19 protein-coding genes and 1 pseudogene are annotated in these 14,002 nt (G+C 66.1%); 16 read left to right on the forward strand and 4 right to left on the reverse strand.

Going from position 1 to position 14,002, the window contains the following annotated elements; all coding sequences use genetic code 11:
- The 15 genes from AUP43_RS17465 to flhB form a co-directional block, all read left to right on the forward strand.
- Nucleotides 1-384 (forward strand): SPOR domain-containing protein (locus AUP43_RS17465; RefSeq protein WP_198154960.1); only part of this gene is annotated, 384 nt, incomplete at its 5' end.
- A 29-nt stretch (nt 385-413) separates the two neighbouring features.
- On the forward strand, nt 414-1,427 hold the full coding sequence (nagZ, locus tag AUP43_RS17470) for a beta-N-acetylhexosaminidase (protein ID WP_067560084.1): 1,014 nt from the start codon (nt 414-416) through the stop codon (nt 1,425-1,427).
- A gap of 12 nt (nt 1,428-1,439) precedes the next feature.
- Complete coding sequence (locus AUP43_RS17475; protein ID WP_157089414.1) at nt 1,440-2,129, forward strand: site-2 protease family protein; 690 nt, start codon at nt 1,440-1,442, stop codon at nt 2,127-2,129.
- Nucleotides 2,130-2,132: 3 nt separating this feature from the next.
- Entirely contained in the window at nt 2,133-2,921 is a 789-nt protein-coding gene (locus tag AUP43_RS17480; RefSeq protein WP_067560086.1) for a segregation and condensation protein A, read from the forward strand.
- Nucleotides 2,918-3,565 carry an SMC-Scp complex subunit ScpB gene (gene scpB / locus AUP43_RS17485; protein ID WP_067560088.1) on the forward strand — a complete coding sequence of 216 codons (648 nt, stop codon included), beginning with the start codon at nt 2,918-2,920 and terminating at the stop codon, nt 3,563-3,565. The genes AUP43_RS17480 and scpB overlap by 4 nt, the downstream gene beginning before the upstream one ends.
- On the forward strand, nt 3,566-4,669 hold the full coding sequence (locus tag AUP43_RS17490) for an ABC transporter ATP-binding protein (RefSeq protein WP_067560090.1): 1,104 nt from the start codon (nt 3,566-3,568) through the stop codon (nt 4,667-4,669). It abuts the gene before it with no gap.
- A 139-nt stretch (nt 4,670-4,808) separates the two neighbouring features.
- Entirely contained in the window at nt 4,809-5,087 is a 279-nt protein-coding gene (gene tatA, locus AUP43_RS17495; RefSeq protein WP_067560092.1) for a twin-arginine translocase TatA/TatE family subunit, read from the forward strand.
- Nucleotides 5,088-5,158: 71 nt separating this feature from the next.
- Nucleotides 5,159-5,629, forward strand: coding sequence for a Sec-independent protein translocase protein TatB (tatB, locus tag AUP43_RS17500; protein ID WP_067560094.1), 471 nt, complete (start codon nt 5,159-5,161; stop codon nt 5,627-5,629).
- A 19-nt stretch (nt 5,630-5,648) separates the two neighbouring features.
- On the forward strand, nt 5,649-6,470 hold the full coding sequence (tatC, locus tag AUP43_RS17505; RefSeq protein WP_456093700.1) for a twin-arginine translocase subunit TatC: 822 nt from the start codon (nt 5,649-5,651) through the stop codon (nt 6,468-6,470).
- 165 nt (nt 6,471-6,635) lie between these two features.
- Nucleotides 6,636-7,046 carry a flagellar basal body protein gene (locus AUP43_RS17510; RefSeq protein WP_067560096.1) on the forward strand — a complete coding sequence of 137 codons (411 nt, stop codon included), beginning with the start codon at nt 6,636-6,638 and terminating at the stop codon, nt 7,044-7,046.
- A 27-nt stretch (nt 7,047-7,073) separates the two neighbouring features.
- Nucleotides 7,074-7,487 (forward strand): flagellar basal body rod protein FlgC, encoded by a 414-nt coding sequence (gene flgC / locus AUP43_RS17515; RefSeq protein WP_067560098.1) that lies wholly within the window; start codon nt 7,074-7,076, stop codon nt 7,485-7,487.
- A 57-nt stretch (nt 7,488-7,544) separates the two neighbouring features.
- Entirely contained in the window at nt 7,545-7,841 is a 297-nt protein-coding gene (locus tag AUP43_RS17520) for a flagellar hook-basal body complex protein FliE (protein ID WP_067560100.1), read from the forward strand.
- A gap of 16 nt (nt 7,842-7,857) precedes the next feature.
- Entirely contained in the window at nt 7,858-8,124 is a 267-nt protein-coding gene (gene fliQ / locus AUP43_RS17525) for a flagellar biosynthesis protein FliQ (RefSeq protein ID WP_067560102.1), read from the forward strand.
- A gap of 27 nt (nt 8,125-8,151) precedes the next feature.
- Complete coding sequence (fliR, locus tag AUP43_RS17530) at nt 8,152-8,916, forward strand: flagellar biosynthetic protein FliR (RefSeq protein ID WP_067560104.1); 765 nt, start codon at nt 8,152-8,154, stop codon at nt 8,914-8,916.
- Between the two features lie 18 nt (nt 8,917-8,934).
- Nucleotides 8,935-10,050: a flagellar biosynthesis protein FlhB gene (flhB, locus tag AUP43_RS17535; RefSeq protein WP_067560106.1), complete on the forward strand. Its 1,116-nt coding sequence runs from the start codon at nt 8,935-8,937 to the stop codon at nt 10,048-10,050.
- 30 nt (nt 10,051-10,080) lie between these two features.
- On the opposite strand, the pseudogene AUP43_RS18790 reads toward flhB, so the two are convergent.
- Nucleotides 10,081-10,377: pseudogene (locus tag AUP43_RS18790) on the reverse strand (nucleoside-diphosphate kinase); the annotation flags it as partial.
- 84 nt (nt 10,378-10,461) lie between these two features.
- On the reverse strand, nt 10,462-10,911 hold the full coding sequence (locus AUP43_RS17550) for a DNA polymerase III subunit chi (RefSeq protein WP_067560112.1): 450 nt from the start codon (nt 10,909-10,911) through the stop codon (nt 10,462-10,464).
- 290 nt (nt 10,912-11,201) lie between these two features.
- On the opposite strand from AUP43_RS17550, the gene AUP43_RS17555 reads away from it, so the two are divergent.
- On the forward strand, nt 11,202-11,708 hold the full coding sequence (locus AUP43_RS17555) for a helix-turn-helix domain-containing protein (RefSeq protein ID WP_067560114.1): 507 nt from the start codon (nt 11,202-11,204) through the stop codon (nt 11,706-11,708).
- 1 nt (nt 11,709) lies between these two features.
- Here the strand turns inward: AUP43_RS17555 and AUP43_RS17560 are convergent, their stop codons facing one another.
- Together AUP43_RS17560 and AUP43_RS17565 are read right to left on the reverse strand one after the other, a co-directional pair.
- A complete protein-coding gene (locus AUP43_RS17560) occupies nt 11,710-13,317 on the reverse strand; it encodes a carboxyl transferase domain-containing protein (RefSeq protein WP_067560116.1) in 1,608 nt (535 codons plus the stop codon).
- Between the two features lie 10 nt (nt 13,318-13,327).
- Nucleotides 13,328-13,942, reverse strand: a complete 615-nt coding sequence (locus AUP43_RS17565; protein ID WP_067560119.1) for a 2-hydroxychromene-2-carboxylate isomerase — start codon at nt 13,940-13,942, stop codon at nt 13,328-13,330.
- Nucleotides 13,943-14,002 lie beyond the last annotated feature (60 nt).

Consider the following 14,002-nt stretch of genomic DNA (forward strand, 5'->3'; position numbering starts at 1 on the left):
CAGAGCCCGGCGGTGCCGGAGCGGGCGCCGACCCCGCAGCCCCCGGCGGCGCAAACGCCCGCGCCAAGCACGCCCCCGGCGGCGAATGCGCCGGCCGCAGCGCCTTCCGCCGCCGCAAGCACCCCGCCGGTTTCCGGCGGGCGCTTCAAGGTGCAGCTCGGCGCGGTGCGCTCGGCCGAGGCGGCGACGCAGGAATGGAACCGCCTCAAGGGCCGCTACAAGGGCGAGCTGGGCAGCCTGACGCTCTCCACCCAGACCGTCGAGGTGGCGGGCAAGGGGACCTATCACCGGGTTCAGGCCGGCCCGCTGGACGAGGCCGCGGCCACCAAGGTGTGCGACGCGCTGAAGGCGCAGAAGCAGGCCTGCCTGATCGTTCGCCCCTGATCGTCTATCCGCAACCTCCGGGTTCGTTCATGAGCACACCCAGCGCCGTCATCTTCGGCCTTGCCGGCACCACGCTCAGCGCGGCGGAGCGCGCGCTGTTCAAGGCCTGCGATCCGGCCGGCTTCATCCTGTTCCAGCGCAATTGCGAGACGCCGGAGCAGGTGGCCGCGCTGACGCGCGAGCTGCGCGCCTGCATCGGCCGGGAGAACGCGCCGATCCTGATCGACCAGGAAGGCGGGCGGGTGCAGCGGCTGAAGCCGCCGCATTGGCGTCAGGCCCCGCCGGCCGGCGTTTTCGCCAAGCTGTACGAGACCGATCCCGAAGCGGCGATGGAGGGCGCGCATCTGAACGCGCGGCTGATCGCCGAGGAGCTGTCGGCGCTGGGCATCGACGTCGATTGCGCCCCGGTGCTCGACCTGCTGCGGCCGGAGACCCACGGCATCATCGGCGACCGCGCCTACGGCGCCGGGCTGGAGGCTGTGGCGGCCCTGGGCCTCGCCGTCGCCAACGGGCTGATGGCCGGCGGCGTGCTGCCGGTGATCAAGCATATTCCCGGGCATGGCCGGGCCACGGTCGACAGCCATCTGGAGCTGCCGGTGGTCGCGGCTTCGCGCGCGGAGCTGGAGCAGAGCGATTTCGGGGCCTTCGCCGCCCTGTCGGAAGCGCCGTTCGGCATGACCGCGCATGTGGTCTACAGCGCCATTGACCCGGACCGGCCGGCCACCATCTCGAAAATCATGATCGAGGAAGTGATCCGCAAGACCATCGGCTTCGGCGGCTGCCTGATGTCGGACGATATCGGCATGAAGGCGCTGGGCGGCGATTATGCGTCGCGCACCCGCGACTGCCTGGATGCCGGCTGCGACCTGGTCCTGCATTGCAGCGGCGATTTCGTCGAGATGGAGCAGGTGGCGGGGGCGATCCGGCCGTTGGAAGGCCAAGCCGCCCGCCGCTTCGCCCGCGCCCTGCGCGGCCTGCCGGAGAAGACCGCGTTCGACCGCGAGCGGGCGCTGGCCCGGCTCGACACGCTGCTGGCCGCCTAAAGGGGCACCGCATTGGATTATCTCGCCGAGGTGCTGCTGGCCGCGTCGGTCTGGGTGCTGCCGGTCCTGATCGCGATCACCTTCCACGAGGCAGCGCACGGCTTCGTCGCCTGGCGGCTGGGCGACCATACGGCCAAGCAGCAGGGGCGGGTGACCTTCAACCCGCTGAAGCATGTCGATCCGTTCGGCACCATCATCCTGCCCGGCCTGCTGCTGCTGGTGCGGGCACCCTTCCTGTTCGGCTTCGCCAAGCCGGTGCCGGTGAATTTCTCCAACCTGAACAATCCGCGCCGCGACATGGTGCTGGTCGCCGCCGCCGGGCCGGGGATCAATCTGGTGCTGGCGGTGGTCGCCGCGGTGGGGCTGCATCTGGTGCCGCTTCTGCCGGAAAGCGTGGCATACTGGACGCTGGAGAATCTGAAAAACGCGATCTGGCTGAATCTGGTGCTGGCCGTCTTCAACATGCTGCCGATCCCGCCGCTGGATGGCGGCCGCGTCGCCGTCGGGCTGCTGCCCTATGCGCTGGCGATCCGCCTGGCGAAGCTGGAACGCGCCGGGCTGGTGCTGGTGATCGGCGGGCTTTTCCTGATACCCTTCGGGCTGGCGCAGATCGGCATTGATTTTCCCATCGTCGACTGGCTGGTGCTGGCCCCGGTGCAGTATCTGGGCAACGCCATCCTGTCGGGCGTCGGGGTGATCTAGGGCATGGCCGGCCCCGAGGCGTTCGAGGAGGACGAGGCCCCGGCGGCGGCGCTGGGTCCGCAGCTCATCCTCGACCTCGACGGCTTCGAAGGGCCGATCGATCTGCTGCTGACCCTGGCGCGCGACCAGAAGGTCGATCTGACGCGCATCTCCATCCTGAAGCTGGCCGAGCAATATCTCGACTTCATCAACCGGGCGCAGCGGCTGCATCTGGAGATCGCGGCCGATTATCTGGTGATGGCCGCCTGGCTGGCCTTCCTGAAATCCCGCCTGTTGCTGCCGCCGCCGCCCGGCGAGGCCGAGCCGTCGGGCGAGGAGATGGCCGAGGCGCTGGCCTTCCAGCTACAGCGGCTGGGTGCTATGCAGGAAGCCGGCGTGCGGCTGATGGCGCAGCCGCGCCTGGGCCAGGACGTGTTCGCGCGCGGCGCGCCGGAGATATTCCCGACGCTGATCCGCTCGACCATCGACGTGTCGCTCTACGACATGCTGAAGGCCTATGCCGATTTCCGCCGCCGGACCGAGCACAAGTCGCTGCGCATCGCGCCGACCAGGCTCTATTCCATCGAGGATGCGCTGGACCGGCTGCGCCTGCTGGTCGGAAAGGTGCCGGACTGGACGGTGCTGCAAAGCTTCCTGCCGTCCGGCCTGCGCGACCCGATGATCCTGCGCTCCGCCATCGCCGCCAATTTCGGGGCCAGCCTGGAGCTGGCCAAGCAGGGCGCCATCGAGCTGAAGCAGAGCGAGACCTTCGGCCCGATCTTCCTGCGCACCCGCGCGCGGGAGGAGACATGAGCGCCGAGCGGGACCGCGCGCAGGCGCTGCGCCTACTGGAGGCGATGCTGTTCGCGGCCGCCGAGCCCGTCGCCGAGGCGCAGCTTGCCGAGCGCCTGCCGGATGGTATGGATATCAAAGAGTTGCTGACCGATCTTGCGGGGCTGTACGAAAATCGCGGCGTGGTTCTGACGCGCATCGCCGGCAGCTGGACCTTCCGCACCGCGCCCGATCTGGCGCCGATGCTGGCGCAGGAGCGCGAGCAGGTGCGCAAGCTGTCGCGCGCCGCCATCGAGACGCTGGCGATCATCGCCTATCACCAGCCGATCACCCGGGCGGAGGTGGAGGAGGTGCGCGGCGTCGGCCTGTCCAAGGGCACGCTGGACGTGCTGCTGGAAGCCGGCTGGGTGAAGCCCGGCCGCCGCCGCGAATCGCCGGGCCGGCCGCTGACCTGGGTGACGACGGATGTGTTTCTCAGCCATTTCGGCCTGGCCGACCTGAAGGAGCTGCCCGGCGTGGAGGAGTTGAAGGCCGCCGGCCTGCTCGACAAGCGGCCCAGCCTCGCCACCATTGCGATGCGCGAGGAAGAGGCCGATATGGCAAGCGGTTCCGCAGATGAGGAGGAGGGGGACGAACCCCTGCTGCTCGACGAGGAGGATCTGTAAGTGTCTGCCCTGGCGGCCAAGCCCGCGCCCGAGTACATGCTGGAGGCCCGCGGCCTCGCCCATCGCTACGGCGCTGTGTCGGCGCTGCGCGGCGTCGATCTGGCGATAGCGCCCGGCGAAGTGGTGGCGCTGGTCGGCCCGTCGGGCTGCGGCAAGACCACCATGCTGCGGCTGTGCGCCGGCGTGGAGGAGCTGCAACAGGGGCATTTATCGATCGCCGGCCAGCTTGTCGCCGAGCCGGGCCGCGCGCTGCCGCCGGAACGCCGCGGCGTCGGCTTCGTGTTCCAGGATTACGCGCTGTTCCCGCATCTGAAGGTGATCGAGAATGTCGGCTTCGGCCTGGATCATGTAGGCGCCGCCGAGCGCCGGCAGCGCGGCCTGGCGGCGCTGGAGCAGGTCGGCATGGCGGCCCATGCGCAGAAATACCCGCACCAGCTTTCCGGCGGCCAGCAGCAGCGCGTGGCGCTGGCCCGCGCGCTGGCCCCGCAGCCGCGCATCGTGCTGCTGGACGAGCCGTTCTCCGGCCTGGACGCGCAGCTTCGCGGCCAGGTGCGCGACGATACGCTGCACGTGCTGAAGCGCGCCGGCACGGCCACCCTGCTGGTCACCCACGATGCGGAGGAGGCGATGTTCATGGCCGACCGCATCGCGGTGATGCGTGACGGGCTGGTGCAGCAGATGGGAACGCCGGTCGATATCTACTACAAACCGGCCAACGCCTATGTCGCCGCCTTCTTCAGCGACGTGAACCGGATTGGCGGCATCGTGCGGGGCGGCGCGGTGGCGACGCCCTTCGGCCCGATCCCCGCGCCGGGGCTGGCGGACGGGCTGGCGGTCGAGGCGATCATCCGGCCGGAGGCGCTGCGCCTGGCCGCCATCGAGGCGGCGGATGCTACGATGCCGACCGCGCGGGTCGTCGCGGCGCGCATGCTGGGCCGCGCCAGCCTGGTGCATCTGGAGGCGGAGGGCGGTGGACCGGAGCGCCCGCCGCTGCATCTGCACAGCCGGGTGCCGGGCCTGTTCCTGCCCCGGGAAGGGGAGCGCGTCGCGGTCTCGCTGGATCGCCAGCAGGCCTTTATCTTCCCGAAGGAAAGCGAGCCCTGAACGTTGCCTGGGTAGGTTCTTTCTGCCATTATCCGGCTCGAATAGGGTAGGCGGACAACCCACTTAATGGGGAGACAATCCTGATGCGCTTCGGATGAACCGGCGCGCGGGATGACCGGAGCGAGCGGAGTTAGAGCATATGAGTATCGGTTTCTGGCAGGTCATCCTGATCCTGGTGATCGTGCTGATCATCTTCGGGGCGGGCAAGCTGCCGAAGGTCATGGGCGACGTCGCCAAGGGCGTGAAGAGCTTCAAGTCCGGCATGAAGGACGAGGACGACGCTCCGGCCGACGCCAACAAGACAATCAATCAGTCGAATGCAACGAACGCCGCCCCGACGGCCGCCCCAAAGGCCGCTGCGGCAGCCGATCCGGCGCCGGCGGCTGCGCCCCACAAGGACGAGGTCGCCAAGGGCTGAGCCTTCAGGCCCCGGCATGGCGGGTTTAGCGCCGTGCCGGGGATCGTTCGTCCGGAGATTGGTGGGTTGCCATGTTCGATCTGGGATGGGGCGAGATAGCGGTTATCGCGCTGGTCGCCATCATCGTTCTCGGCCCCAAGGAACTACCCAACGCGTTGAGAATGATGGGCCGCGCCATGCGCAAGGTCCGCGAAGTCTCGCGCGAGTTCCAGGGCCATGTCGACGATATGGTGCGCGAGGCGGAACTGGACGATGTGCGCAAGCAGCTCGACGATGTGCGCACCAAGGGCATCGCCAATACGATCCAGGACCATGTCGACCCGAAGCGCGAGCTGGACATGAAATTCGACCCCACCACGGGGAAGGAGATCAAGCCGGCCGAGCCGGCTGCGACCTCCCCGGCCCAGCCCGCCGCCCTCGATTCCAAGCCCGTCGTTCCGATGGCCGCCGCTTCGACCGAGCCGGCGCCCCAGCCGGTGACCGAGCCGGCAATCGCCCCGGGCGCCGAGACCAAGCCCTCCGACAAAGCGCCAGGCGCATGACGAAGCAGGATTGCCGCCGGTGACCGATAACCCCGAAGACAACAAGATGCCGCTGCTCGAACATCTGGTCGAGCTGCGCAACCGGCTGATGTATGCGGTGGGCGGGCTGTTTATCGCCTTCGTCGCCTGCTACATGGTGGCCGAGCATATCTACGCCTTCCTGGTGCAGCCGCTGGCCGACATTCTGGGCCATGAAGCCGGCCGCCGGATGATCTACACCAATCTGACGGAAGCCTTCTTCACCTATGTGAAGGTGGCGCTGTGGGCGGCGTTCTTCCTGTCCTTTCCGATCATCGCCGCGCAGCTCTGGATGTTCGTAGCCCCGGGGCTGTACAAGCATGAGCGGCAGGCTTTCCTGCCGTTCCTGGTGGCCACGCCGGTGCTGTTCTTCATGGGCGGGGCGCTGGCCTATTATTTCGTCATGCCGATGGCCTGGCAATTCTTCCTGGGCTTCGAGACCGGCGGCGTCGACGGGGCGCTGCCGATCCAGCTTGAAGCCCGGGTCGGCGAGTATCTCAGCCTGGTGATGACGCTGATCTTCGCCTTCGGCCTGGCCTTCGAGCTGCCGGTGTTCCTGACCCTGCTGGGCCGGGCCGGCATTGTCTCGGCGAACAGCCTGCGGCAGAAGCGGCGCTACATCATCGTGGTCATGTTCGTGGTGGCGGCCATCCTGACGCCGCCAGACCCGATCAGCCAGATCAGCCTGGCGGTGCCGCTGCTGATTCTCTACGAAATCTCGATCTGGACCGTGCGCATGGCCGAACGCAAGAAGGCCGCGCGCGAGGCCGCCGAGGAGGCCGAGGACGCGGCCGATTCCGACGCGGAAAAACCCGCCGGCTAGGCGATTATTTCCGCTTCCCGCGCGGCCCTCGGCAATTCCTGCCGCCAGGGCCGGGGGCGGGCCGGCGAAACCCCAGTATTTCCGCCGCTTTCTCCATTCGGCACGGTGCTTGCTTCTACTCTGTCGACTGGCCGGATATATCCGGGCGCAAGAGGGAAGCGGACGATGGAACTGACGCAAATGGCCCTGTACCGGGGCATCAAGCAGAAGATGGATTGGCTGACCCAGCGCCAGTCCCTGCTGTCCGAGAATATCGCCAACGCGAATACCCCTGGCTATGTCAGCCGCGACCTGGAGAAGCCGAATTTTCGCGCCCTGGTCCGCGACGTGCCGCGCATCAATGTGGCGGCCACCGACAAGGGGCACCTGCAGGGCATTCGCCGGGATGGCGTGCGCGATATGAAGGACCCCACGAAGCAACCCTATGAAGTGACGATCAGCGGCAACACCGTCTCGCTGGAGCAGCAGCTGATGAAAGTGTCGGAAACCCAGGCGGATTTCCGGCTGGTGACCAATCTGTATCGCCAGAATGTCGGCATGCTGAAGATGGCCGTCGGCCGTCAGCCGGGCGCGTAAGGCCGGATCGGGCAGAGGAGAGGGATAATGGCTCAGGATCTGATGAACGCGATGAAGATATCCTCCTCGGGCATGAAGGCCCAGGGGATGCGCATCCGCGTCGCTTCCGAAAATCTCGCCAACGCCGATTCGGTGGCCGGACCCGGCCAGGATCCGTATCGCCGCAAGATCATGACCTTCAGCAACGTCCTCGACCGCGCGAACAACGTGCATCTGGTCCAGGTGAACCGGGTGTTCAACGACACCTCGCAATTCGAGATGCAGTACGACCCCAGCCATCCCTTCGCCGACCAGGACGGCTATGTGATGAGCCCGAACGTGAACACGATGGTCGAGATGATGGACATGCGCGAGGCCCAGCGCAGCTACGAGGCCAATTTGAACGTCATCGAAAGCTCGATGTCGATGCTGACGAGGACCATCGATCTTCTGCGCAGTTAGTGGTAAAACTCGACGGATTGTCTTGAAGCGCCATCGGCGTTTCGCAAGGAGGGGACCATGGTAGCCAAGATCGGCGATGCGATTGCCGCCTACACCAAGGTGCCGCAGGGCGGCGGGATGGAAGCGCGCGATGTCGGCCGCGATTTCGCCAGCTTCATCCGCGATGCCGCCGACGACGCCCACAACGTCATGAAGACCGGCGAGAAGATGAGCCTGCAGGCCGTCACCGGCCAGGCCGATCTGAATGATGTGGTGTCCGCCGTGAACAGCGCCGAGGTGACCTTGCAGACCGTCGTCGGCCTGCGCGACCGCATGGTCCAGGCCTACCAGGAAATCCTGCGCATGCCGATGTGACGGCGGAAGGATCGCTGTGGACGCCGTCGATGTCATCGACGTAGCGCGCGACGCGCTGCTGATTACCCTGATTATTTCCGCCCCGGTCATGCTGGTCGGGCTGATTATCGGCCTGATCATCTCGATATTTCAGGCGCTGACCCACATCCAGGAAATGACGCTGGTCTTCGTGCCGAAAATCCTGGTCGTCTTCGCCAGCCTGTTCGTGCTGCTGCCCTTCATGCTCTCGACCTTGCTGACCTTCACCCAGGGCCTTGTCGACCGCATGATCGCGCTCGGCTAGGCCGGCCGGACAGGCCCCGGACCGGCAATGCCTTTCGAGCTTTTCCTCCCCGCCCAGTTCTACGCCTTCTTCCTGGTGTTCGCCCGCATGGGGTCCGCCGTCATGCTGATGCCTGGCATTGGCGAGGGGCTGGTCTCGACGCGGGTGCGGCTGACCTTCGCGCTGCTGCTGGCCTTTGTCGTGCTGCCGGCGGTGCAGCCCGTGCTGCCGCCGATGCCGGCCACCGTGCCGGGATTGACCCTGCTGGTCGCCGGGGAGGTGCTGGTCGGCTTCTTCATCGGCAGCATCGCGCGCATCGCCCTGCTGCTGCTGGAGACGGCGGGCTTCATCATCTCGATGCAGATCGGCCTGGCCTCGGCCCAGGCGTTCAACCCCAGCCTCGGCACCCAGGGCTCGCTGCCGGGCGCCTTTCTGGGCACGCTGGGGCTGTTGATGATCTTCGTCACCAACCTGCATCATCTGTTCCTGCTGGGGCTGGTCGACAGCTATACGATCTTCCAGCCGGGCATGGCGCTGCCGCTCGGCGATTTCTCGCACGAGATCACCCGCATGGTGGCCGATGGCTTCCGCGTCGCCTTGCAGATTTCCGCGCCGCTGCTGGTGATCGGCACGCTGTTTTATTGCGGCCTCGGCATCCTGTCCCGGCTGATGCCGCAATTGCAGATATTCTTCGTCGCCCTGCCGGTGCAGCTCACCTTGGGGCTGTTTTTGTTCTCGCTGATTCTATCCGCCGCAATGATGTGGTTCTTGCGCTATTATGAAAGCGTGCTGACCCGCTTTCTGTCGCCCTAAGCGTCTGGATGACCGCCGATGTCGGACGAAGACGATTCCTCTAAAACAGAGGACCCGACAAGCAAGAAACTGGAAGACGCCCGCGAGAAAGGCCAGGTGCCGGTCTCGCGCGAAATCTCCAGCTGGTTCTCGCTGCTCGGCGGGCTGATCGTCATCGGCGTGTTCGGGGCCGCCATCTGCAAGCAGATGTACGAGGTGCTGCGCCCGTTCCTGGAAAAGCCGCACGAGATGAAGGCCGATTCCGGCGGCGTCGGCGACGCGCTGGGCTATATCGCCTTCGGCACCGGCTTCGCCCTGATCATCCCGGTGCTGATCTTCGTCGCCTTCGCCTTCATGTCCAACTTCATGCAGAACGGCCTGCTGTTCGCGCCCGAGGCGATCGCGCCGAAGCTGCAGAACATCTCGCCGCTGAAGGGGCTAAAGCAGATTTTCTCGCTGAAGGGCTTCGTCGAGTTCCTGAAGGGGCTGTTCAAGATCGCCGTCATCGGCGCGCTGCTCACCCTCCTGCTCTGGCCGGAATTGTCGCGGCTGGAGGAGATCATGCAGCTCGACCCGGTCACCATGCTGGAGGAAATCCGCTGGATGCTGATCAAGCTGCTGGGCGGGGCGGTGGCGGTCATGGCGGTCATCGCCATCGCCGATCTGGTCTATCAGCGCTATCAGTTCACCGAGGATATGCGCATGACCAAGCAGGAAGTGCGCGACGAATACAAGCAGACCGAGGGCGACCCGCATGTGAAGGGACGGCTGCGCAATCTGCGTATGCAGCGCGCCCGGCAGCGCATGATGGCCGCGGTGCCCTCGGCCACGGTGGTGATCACCAACCCGACCCATTACGCCGTCGCGCTGAAATATGAGCGCGACAGCATGGAGGCGCCGATGCTGGTCGCCAAGGGCGTCGACGCGGTGGCGCTGCGCATCCGCGAACTGGCGGAGGAGAGCGGGGTGCCCATCGTCGAGAACCCGCCGGTCGCCCGCCTGCTGTTCGCCACCGTCGAGCTGGACCAGGAGATCAAGGCCGAGCAGTACCAGGCCGTCGCCGAGATCATCACCTATGTGTTCCGGATGGATCGCGACCGTGGCGGCGGCGGCGGCCGGACCGTTGCCCAGGGAGCAAATCGTGCCGCCGGCTAGCGTCGCGGGGTCGAGGGTGCTGGCGTCGGGCGCGGCGTTGGCCGGGTTGGTGGCGCCCATCACTTCACGGTTCTTGGCAACGGCGTTCTCGCCCTCGAACACCTGGACCACGACCGGACCGGAGATCATGAAGCTGACCAGTTCGCCGAAGAACGGGCGCTCCTTGTGCACGGCGTAGAAGCCCTCGGCCTGCTCCTGGGTCAGGCGCATCCGCTTCTGCGCGACGATGCGCAGACCGGCTTCCTCGAAGCGGGCGTTGATCTTGCCCGTCAGGTTGCGGCGGGTGGCGTCCGGCTTGATGATCGACAGGGTGCGCTCGATGGCCATGATGGTTCGCTCCAGAAGGCTTATTGGGGGTAAACTGGTGGCGGGGTTTATAGCGGGCGTGCTGCGTTGCGGCAACAGCCAGCTTCAGGCGGCCTTCTCCCAGCCGCCCTGGTCCTTCTGACGCCAGTAGGCCAGCTCGTGCCCGGCCGCCTTCAGCGCCTTCCAGCGCTCGCGCGCCGCACTCAGCGCCGCCGGGTCGCGCCCGTCGAAAATATCGTGGCAACGCTCGAAACCGTCCAGCAGGTCCGAGGTGGCGCCATCGGTCAGGAACAGGTAGTCGGCATTATTGGCGTTCCCGTCCGTCTCCGCCAGCCAGACCGGCTGCGCCTCGGGTCGGCCATCCTTCGCCGTGCCGTGCGGCAGGAAGCTTTCGTCGCTGAAGCGCCACAGATGATCCGCCAGCGCTTCCACCCGCTCGGCCGAGGAGGCCAGCACCAGCGCCCGCTTGCCGCGCGCCAGCGTCATCTCCAGCAGCCGCGGCAACTCCGCCTCCAGATCGCTGCGCTGCAGATGATAGAACCAGATCGTCGCCATGCCGGGAAAGGTAGCCGATCTGGTCGCCTGGTTGCAATCACTACGCGAATAGCGTACATAATTGGTGATGCTAGAGGCCGAGGAAATAGGCATAGAAATCACGGAGGCCGAGCATCCGGTGGTTCAGATTGCCGTGACCACATCCTTGGGCACGCTGAACATACTGGCGGAAATCTCCATTACAGGCCGCACCCTTACGCTACGGCAGGCACATATAGACGGGCTTCGCCCCGGAAGCCTGGGGCGGGCTGGCCTGAATGCGATAGCTCGGAAACTATTGGAGGTCGCAGATGTCGACGAAATCATCGTTCAGGGCGCTCGTCGAACGTCGGGAAGACGCAAAGGCGAAATACCCGCACCCTTCCGGTTCCCCGCTGTCGATTAGCCTGTCTCTCCAGGGCGACTTCACACGACACAGCGATCTCGTCCGCTTGTTGCGGGAGGGAGGAATCGGCCTCAAGGCAGCTCACGGCCACCTTACCCGGCTGGCGGAGCAGGGCAGAACGGAATTGCGAATACCCGACGTGTCGGATATCCCCGCCTTCATCAACCGCCTGAGGTCACTGGACCTAGACGTGGCCTTGCTGCAACCGCCCGGCAAAATGGATGTCCGCGCAATCCGCGAAAGGCTTCACCTGACGCAGGAAGCCTTTGCCCTGCGCTTTGCCTTGGAGCCAAGCACCGTGCGCAATTGGGAACAGGGCCGCAACCAGCCTGACGGACCCACGCGCACCCTGCTCAGCATCATCGAACGGCATCCCAGCATCGTCGACGAGGCAGTGCAGAAAAAGCCGTAGCCTACATCCGGAACACGCCGAAGCGGGTCGGCTCGATGCGGCGGTTCAGGGCCGCCGACAGGCTGAGGCCCAGCACCGTCCGGGCCTCGGCGGGGTCGATGATGCCGTCGTCCCACAGCCGGGCGCTGGCGTAGTAGGGGTGGCCCTGATCCTCGTATTGCCGGCGGATCGGGGCCATGAAGGCCTCCTGCTCCTCGGCCGGCCAGTCGGTGCCGGCGGCCTCGAAATTGTCGCGCTTCACCTGGGCCAGCACGTTGGCGGCCTGGTCGCCGCCCATGACGGAGATGCGGGCGTTCGGCCACATCCACAGGAAGCGCGGCGAGTAGGCCCGGCCGCACATGCCATAATTGCCGGCCCCGAAGCTGCCGCCCAGGATCATCGTGATCTTCGGCACATTGACCGTCGCCACCGCCGTCACCAGCTTCGCGCCGTCCTTGGCGATGCCACCGGCCTCGTATTTGCGGCCGACCATGAAGCCGGTGATGTTCTGCAGGAACACCAGCGGAATGCCGCGCTGGGCGCACAGTTCGATAAAATGCGCGCCCTTCAGCGCCGATTCCGAGAACAGGATGCCGTTATTGGCGATGATGCCAACCGGATAGCCGAACAGATGGGCAAAGCCGGTCACCAGCGTCTGGCCGTAGAGCTGCTTGAACTCGTCGAATTCGCTGCCATCGACGATGCGGGCGATGGCTTCGCGCACGTCATAGGGCTTGCGCAGGTCGGTCGGCACCACGCCATACAGCTCGGCCGGGTCGTAGAGCGGCGGCCTTGCCTCGCGCAGCGTCACGTTCGGCTGCTTGGCGCGGTTCAGGTTGCCGACGATCTTGCGCGCGATGGACAGCGCATGGGCGTCGTTCTGGGCGTAATGGTCGGTCACGCCGGAGGTACGGGAATGCACGTCAGCCCCGCCCAGATCCTCGGCCGTCACCACCTCCCCGGTCGCCGCCTTCACCAGGGGCGGGCCGCCCAGGAAGATGGTGCCCTGGCCCTTCACGATGATGCTTTCGTCCGACATGGCGGGCACATAGGCCCCGCCCGCCGTGCAACTGCCCATCACCACGGCGATCTGCGGGATGCCCTCGGCCGACATGTTGGCCTGGTTGAAGAAGATGCGGCCGAAATGGTCGCGGTCGGGGAACACCTCATCCTGGTTCGGCAGGTTGGCCCCGCCGGAATCGACCAGATAGACGCAAGGCAAGTTATTCTCCCGCGCGATCTCCTGCGCGCGCAGATGCTTCTTCACGGTCAGCGGAAAATAGGTACCGCCCTTCACCGTGGCGTCGTTGGCGACGATGACGCACTCCTGGCCCGAGACGCGGCCAATGCCGGTGATGATGCCGGCCGCCGGGATATCGTCGCCATAGACGCCATGCGCCGCCATCTGCGACAGCTCCAGGAAGGGAGATCCTACATCCAGCAGCGTGCGCACGCGCTCCCTCGGCAGCAGCTTACCGCGCGACAGATGCCGCTCGCGCGCCTTCTCGCCGCCGCCCAGCTTCACCTGCTGCACCTTGGCCTTCAGATCGTCGACCAGCGCGCGCATTGCCGCCTCGTTCTCGCGGAACGCCTCGCTGCGGGTGTTGATCTGGCTTTTCAGGATGCTCATGCGGTCGCGCTCACCAGCCGCCGGTCGCGAGCCAGCGTTCGACATGGTCGAGCCGGTCATTGCCCCAGAACGGCTCGCCGTCGATGACGAAGAAGGGCGCGCCGCAGATGCCGGCGGCGATGGCCTGCTCATTAGCCACGCGCAGCTTGTCCTTCACCGCCGGGTCGTTGCAGGCGGCCAGCGCCGCCTCGCGGTCGACGCCCAGCTTGGCCGCGACATCGGCGGCGATCTCCGGGCTGTTCACCGACACCCCTTCCTGGAAGGCGGTGGAGAACACCGCCTTGGCATAGGATTTGGCCAGCGCCGGATTCTGTTCCTCCAGCCAGTAGAACAGCCGCGACGGCGCGATGGCGGCAAACGGCATCTGGTTCGGAAAGGCGAAATCCACGCCCAGCAGGCGCGCGGTGCGCAGCAGGTCGCGCCGGGAATAATCGCCCTTCAGCGGCTGGTCGAGCAGCGGGGTGGCGCCGGTGGTCTTGAACACCACGCCTAGCATGACCGGCTTCCACGCCACCTGGCGCTCATACAGCCGCGCCACCTCGTCGATCCGCAGGCCGGAGAGATAGGCATAGGGCGAGGAGAAGTCGAAATAGAATTCGACCGGGGTTTTCGCGGAATCGGACATGGGGGTTCCTCCTGACTTTCTTCACTTTGTCATTGCCGGGCTTGACCCGGCAATCCAGGG

Source organism: Oceanibaculum pacificum (assembly GCF_001618175.1).
GTDB lineage: Bacteria > Pseudomonadota > Alphaproteobacteria > Oceanibaculales > Oceanibaculaceae > Oceanibaculum > Oceanibaculum pacificum.

Excerpts from the sequence above, each read along its gene's own strand:
- AUP43_RS17565 (WP_067560119.1), bottom strand. The coding sequence starts at position 13,942 with ATGTCCGATTCCGCGAAAACCCCGGTCGAATTCTATTTCGACTTCTCC.
- flgC (WP_067560098.1), top strand. The coding sequence starts at position 7,074 with ATGGCTCAGGATCTGATGAACGCGATGAAGATATCCTCCTCGGGCATG.
- AUP43_RS17560 (WP_067560116.1), bottom strand. The coding sequence starts at position 13,317 with ATGAGCATCCTGAAAAGCCAGATCAACACCCGCAGCGAGGCGTTCCGC.
- AUP43_RS17550 (WP_067560112.1), bottom strand. The coding sequence starts at position 10,911 with ATGGCGACGATCTGGTTCTATCATCTGCAGCGCAGCGATCTGGAGGCG.
- fliR (WP_067560104.1), top strand. The coding sequence starts at position 8,152 with ATGCCTTTCGAGCTTTTCCTCCCCGCCCAGTTCTACGCCTTCTTCCTG.
- tatA (WP_067560092.1), top strand. The coding sequence starts at position 4,809 with ATGAGTATCGGTTTCTGGCAGGTCATCCTGATCCTGGTGATCGTGCTG.
- flhB (WP_067560106.1), top strand. The coding sequence starts at position 8,935 with ATGTCGGACGAAGACGATTCCTCTAAAACAGAGGACCCGACAAGCAAG.
- AUP43_RS17480 (WP_067560086.1), top strand. The coding sequence starts at position 2,133 with ATGGCCGGCCCCGAGGCGTTCGAGGAGGACGAGGCCCCGGCGGCGGCG.
- scpB (WP_067560088.1), top strand. The coding sequence starts at position 2,918 with ATGAGCGCCGAGCGGGACCGCGCGCAGGCGCTGCGCCTACTGGAGGCG.
- tatB (WP_067560094.1), top strand. The coding sequence starts at position 5,159 with ATGTTCGATCTGGGATGGGGCGAGATAGCGGTTATCGCGCTGGTCGCC.
- AUP43_RS17520 (WP_067560100.1), top strand. The coding sequence starts at position 7,545 with ATGGTAGCCAAGATCGGCGATGCGATTGCCGCCTACACCAAGGTGCCG.
- nagZ (WP_067560084.1), top strand. The coding sequence starts at position 414 with ATGAGCACACCCAGCGCCGTCATCTTCGGCCTTGCCGGCACCACGCTC.
- AUP43_RS17555 (WP_067560114.1), top strand. The coding sequence starts at position 11,202 with ATGTCGACGAAATCATCGTTCAGGGCGCTCGTCGAACGTCGGGAAGAC.
- AUP43_RS17510 (WP_067560096.1), top strand. The coding sequence starts at position 6,636 with ATGGAACTGACGCAAATGGCCCTGTACCGGGGCATCAAGCAGAAGATG.